Origin of the sequence: uncultured Dialister sp. (assembly GCF_900541605.1) — a bacterium.
Lineage (GTDB): Bacteria > Bacillota > Negativicutes > Veillonellales > Dialisteraceae > Dialister.
Genome location: NZ_UQKJ01000149.1, coordinates 1 through 4,205, shown reverse-complemented (window position 1 = coordinate 4,205; position 4,205 = coordinate 1). Strand labels below are relative to the sequence as shown.

At 54.5% G+C, this 4,205-nt stretch carries 4 protein-coding genes; 1 reads left to right on the top strand and 3 read right to left on the bottom strand.

Annotation, left to right across the window (positions count from 1 at the left end):
- The first annotated feature begins 298 nt into the window (after positions 1 to 298).
- The gene (locus tag QZR21_RS08325; RefSeq protein WP_296099571.1) at positions 299 to 1,576 is read left to right on the top strand and encodes a metallophosphoesterase family protein; all 1,278 of its coding nucleotides are present in this window, start codon (positions 299 to 301) and stop codon (positions 1,574 to 1,576) included.
- A gap of 364 nt (positions 1,577 to 1,940) precedes the next feature.
- Here the strand turns inward: QZR21_RS08325 and QZR21_RS08320 are convergent, their stop codons facing one another.
- From QZR21_RS08320 to QZR21_RS08310, 3 genes are all read right to left on the bottom strand, one after another.
- A complete protein-coding gene (locus QZR21_RS08320; protein ID WP_296974881.1) occupies positions 1,941 to 2,342 on the bottom strand; it encodes a 4Fe-4S double cluster binding domain-containing protein in 402 nt (133 codons plus the stop codon).
- A gap of 105 nt (positions 2,343 to 2,447) precedes the next feature.
- Positions 2,448 to 2,825, bottom strand: a complete 378-nt coding sequence (locus QZR21_RS08315; RefSeq protein ID WP_296974876.1) for a QueG-associated DUF1730 domain-containing protein — start codon at positions 2,823 to 2,825, stop codon at positions 2,448 to 2,450.
- Between the two features lie 61 nt (positions 2,826 to 2,886).
- Complete coding sequence (locus QZR21_RS08310; protein ID WP_296099568.1) at positions 2,887 to 3,927, bottom strand: zeta toxin family protein; 1,041 nt, start codon at positions 3,925 to 3,927, stop codon at positions 2,887 to 2,889.
- Positions 3,928 to 4,205 lie beyond the last annotated feature (278 nt).

Genomic DNA, 4,205 nt, shown 5'->3' with positions numbered 1-4,205 from the left:
TGGCTGTGAATAATTAGCGCTTGTAAAAAGCCTATTTAATCAGCGTTTCCCTAGCTTTTAGCGGCTAGGAAAGCTGATCAGCCGTTTGACCTCAACTCTCAAATCTTAACTCTTTCTTTTAGCCGCAGAAGGATTCCCTCGGTCTCGACCTCGATCTCGATCTCTCGCCTGGCCTGGGTAATATTGAATTTGCTATATGTATATACTCCCCCTTGACTTGAACTTTACTTTAACTTATACAATAGGAAAAACGGTTACATCGTATTTTCTAGATTATATAAGTAAGGAGAGATTCACTATGAATAAGAAATGGGCAGCTCTTGGGGCTGCGGTGGTACTGGCCGCTTCCCTGGCGGGCTGCGGAGGCAGCACGATGCCTGCTTCGAAGCAGGCACAGTCAGGTCCGGTGAAGGAAACCATGAAGCCCTTCGCTGTGCGGCAGGTGGTGGCCAAAGACAATACAAAGGGCCGGACTGTCATGTGGGAAATGCCTTCGGCCAACGAAGAATCCCTGGAATACAGGGAGCAGGGGTCCGAATCCATTTACACCGTGCCGGCTACCCAAAAGAACCTGAAAGGAAATAAGGGTATCAAAGACGGCACCATCTATACGGCGGTGCTGGATAACCTGGAAAAGGGGAAAACCTATGAATACCGGACCCGGGAGGGCAATGAAGTGAGCAGCTGGTATCCCCTGAAGACGGACGACGGGAAAGCCTTCAAGGCCATCGTCACCTCCGATTCCCAGAGCTCCGATTATAGGGACTGGAAGAATCTTTTCGCCAACGCCACGAAGGCCCAGGAAGATGCGTCGTTTTTCATTGCCCTGGGGGACCTGGTGGATAATGGGGAAGATGAATACCAGTGGCAGACCTGGATGGAAGATGTGGAACCGGCCATTTCCCAGATTCCCGTGGCCCCGGCCCTGGGCAACCATGAGGCCTATTCCCTGGACTGGAAGAACCACATGCCGGACCGGTACCTTACCCATTTCTCCCTGCCCGGCAACGGTGACGAAAAAATGCAGAACCATTACTATTCCTTCGACTGGGGGGATGTGCACTTTGCGGTTCTCGACACGTCCCTGACTGAGGAGGGAGAATGGCTGCCGGAGCTTTATGAAAAAGAAAAGGGCTGGCTGGAAAAGGACCTGAAGGGAACGAAGCAGAAGTGGAAAGTGGTGCTCATGCACAAGGATCCCCTGCAGTACGGCTTTGCTGACGAGAGCCGGCCCCATCGGGAGGAAGGCTTCTCGGAAGAAGGAAAGACATTCATGCCCCTTTTTGATGAAAACGGGGTGGATCTTGTCATTTCCGCCCATCTCCACACCTATAGGGACCGGGGACGGATTTACGATTTCCAGCGCTCCGGGAAGGGACCGGTATATGTGATCGACGGGCTCTCGGGAAATGTGCGGTATCCGGGACTCTGGAAGCGGCACAGCCTGGATGAATACGTGGCGCCCCAGCCGGAGACCGATAATTACTCGGTGCTGGAGGCCAGTGATGACCGTCTCGTTCTTACGGGCTACCTGCCGGATGGTACAAAGCTCCACGAAACGGTGGTACAGAAATAAAAGAAGGACTGATGACCTGTGTCATCAGTCCTTTTCGTGCTTACGATTGGAGTCACTGGAGCCTTGAGCGGACCAGGCCCTGCGGGCCGGGGTCCTGTGGCTAAGCGCCGTGCGAACGGATGGGGGCTTTTAGCTGTTAGCTGCTAGCTCCTGGGAAAGCTCGACAGCCTACGGCATGAAGAAGTTGATGGAACCATCCGGTAGAAAGCGCCGCAGGCGGACCAGTTTTCCTAGCTTCTAGTCGCTAGTCGCTAGAAGCTAGAAGCCCCCGCTCGTGCGCACGTACACGCAACTACCCATCCCCGGCCCACAGGGCCTGTCCAGCTCAAGGCTCCGGCCGTTCGAACGGACAACCAGCTACCGGTTACTTCTTATTCACAATCTCCCAATTCCGGAGGAGTACCTTTTTTCCCCGCCAGGCGAAGGCGTATTCTCTGTATTCCCTCTCAAAGCCGCGGTTGGAGAGGGCGGAGAGCCTTTCACCGGAGACGAAGGGGATGCGGGCTTCCCGGATTTCCGGAAGCGGCGAGGGTCTGGCATTCCGGTTGTAGGGGCAGCAGCGCTGGCATTCGTCGCAGCCGAAGATGTAGGGGGTCCTTCGAAGGATTTTTTCTTCCTCCGACGTAAGGTCCTCCTTTTTCTGGGTGAGGTAGGACTTGCAGTGCCAGGGATTGAAGGTTTTTCCGCCCAGCACCTGTCCGGGGCAGGCTCCGATGCAGGCATGGCAGTCTCCGCAGGAAAGGGAGAGGGGCCTGTCCGGCGTCAGGGCAAGGGTGGTCAGTATGGCGCCGATGGTGACATAGGAGCCGTAGGCGGGATGGATGAGGCAGTGGTTCCTGCCGAAGAATCCGAGCCCCGCGGCGTAGGCGAGTCACCGGTCCACCATGGGAGATGTGTCGGTGAGGGAGAGAAAGGATTCATCAGGGTAGAGGGCTTTCATTTCTTCCTCGATTTTCTCCATGTACCGGTGATTGATGCGGTGGTAGTCCCTGGGCCGGGCGTAGAGGGCAATGTTTGCTTGCTCTTCATCTTCTGTTTTGTAGGGGAAAAGGATAACGAAGAAGGACCGGGCTCCGGGGAGGAGTTCCTCCGGGGACAGGCGTTTTCTGATTTCCGGCGGCGCAAAGGGGATGGGGCCGGTGCGGGAGAGATTCTTTTCCAGGGTGTCTTCGAATATGACGCTGCAGGCGCCGCAGGCGTCGAGGCCCAGGGCGTTGGCGGCTTCGAGGAACTGTTCTTTCGGATTCAAAGGATTCACTTCCCTTACATAAAAAAGAAAATGGCGGCGCCGGAGCGCTGCCATTGATGATTTATTTTACCATTCGCCTGGCCAGAAGTTCGCTTACCCGTTCTGTGGGCATGTCATCGCTGTCGTAGAGAAGGCCCTTCGGGCTCTTGATGATGAGCCGGTCCATGAGGTTCTGGCTGATGAGGTCATTGGTGGCGGAAAGAAATGCCATGCAGGCCTTATCGTGGTAGTCCTTCGTAATGAGGCGGGACAGGCCCGGCGCTTTCAGCCGCTGCTGGAGGAAGAGCTGGTGAATGGCTTTCCAGCTTTCTTTCTTCGGGCACGCCCGGAGGAGGACGCAGATTTCATAGCCCATATCCTTCAGGTAGGAAATGTATTCCATGGTGTGGGACACGTTGTCCAGGGAACCTTCCTGGAGGATGTGATACCGCCCTTCCGCCGCTTTCTTCATGGTCAGGTCCGACAGGTACTGGCCCTGTTCCATGGAGAAGTAGGCACAGTACTGGCCGTATTTCTTCATGAGCTTTTTGTAGCGGGGATGGAATCCGCGGAAATTATCGCTCATGGACTGGACAATATTTCCATTGTATTCTTCAATGATCATGGAAGACATCCGGGTTTTTCCGGAGCCTGGCTGGCCGGCAATGATGAAGGCCATGGGGTGCTTCTGGTTACCGGTTTTGTTCTCTTTGATGGAGGGCCATACGGTCCGCTCAAAGAGGTCGTCCATTTCTGCCTTGTCAAAGGCGCTTTCTTTCGCAATGAGCTGGCGGGTCAGTTTCCCGTTCACCGGACGGAAAATCTGGTCAGCCATGTACTTTGTCTCGATATTATACGCTTCCCGGAGCATGCTTACCTGGGTAGACATGGGGAGGCCCTGTCCTTTGCGGAGTTCTATAAGCGACATCTCACGGATGGTGGTACGCCACAGGCTGTACAGGCGGGCTTCATCGGCCCGGTCGATTTCCACGTCCCCCTTCATGGTCCAAAGCAGGTTGTGGATGGTAGTAAAGATTTCACCATTTACTTCCAGCTGTATACCGGGAGGGGTAATTTCCGCTGATTCACTTAATTCTTCTACTGTCCGCTCGTCATAGGGCATAGCCTGACCAACTCCTTTGCTAATTCATCTGTATACACTTGGCTTTATCATATCAGAGACTGCCGGTTTTGTCGAGGGCAGCGAAAGAAGTGGGCGGTTGTGGTCATCAGGGTGTGGGGTCCTGTGGCTGAGTGTGGTGCGAACGGGTGGGGGCTTCTAGCTGCTAGCTGTTAGCAGCCAGGAAAGCTGGTTCGCCTGCGGCAAATCAGGTAGCTAGTGGCTAGATCTAGGGAAGCGCTGATTAATTCGCAGAGTCCGATTATACATGTATTTTCATG

Excerpts from the sequence above, each read along its gene's own strand:
- QZR21_RS08325 (WP_296099571.1), top strand. The coding sequence starts at position 299 with ATGAATAAGAAATGGGCAGCTCTTGGGGCTGCGGTGGTACTGGCCGCT.
- QZR21_RS08310 (WP_296099568.1), bottom strand. The coding sequence starts at position 3,927 with ATGCCCTATGACGAGCGGACAGTAGAAGAATTAAGTGAATCAGCGGAA.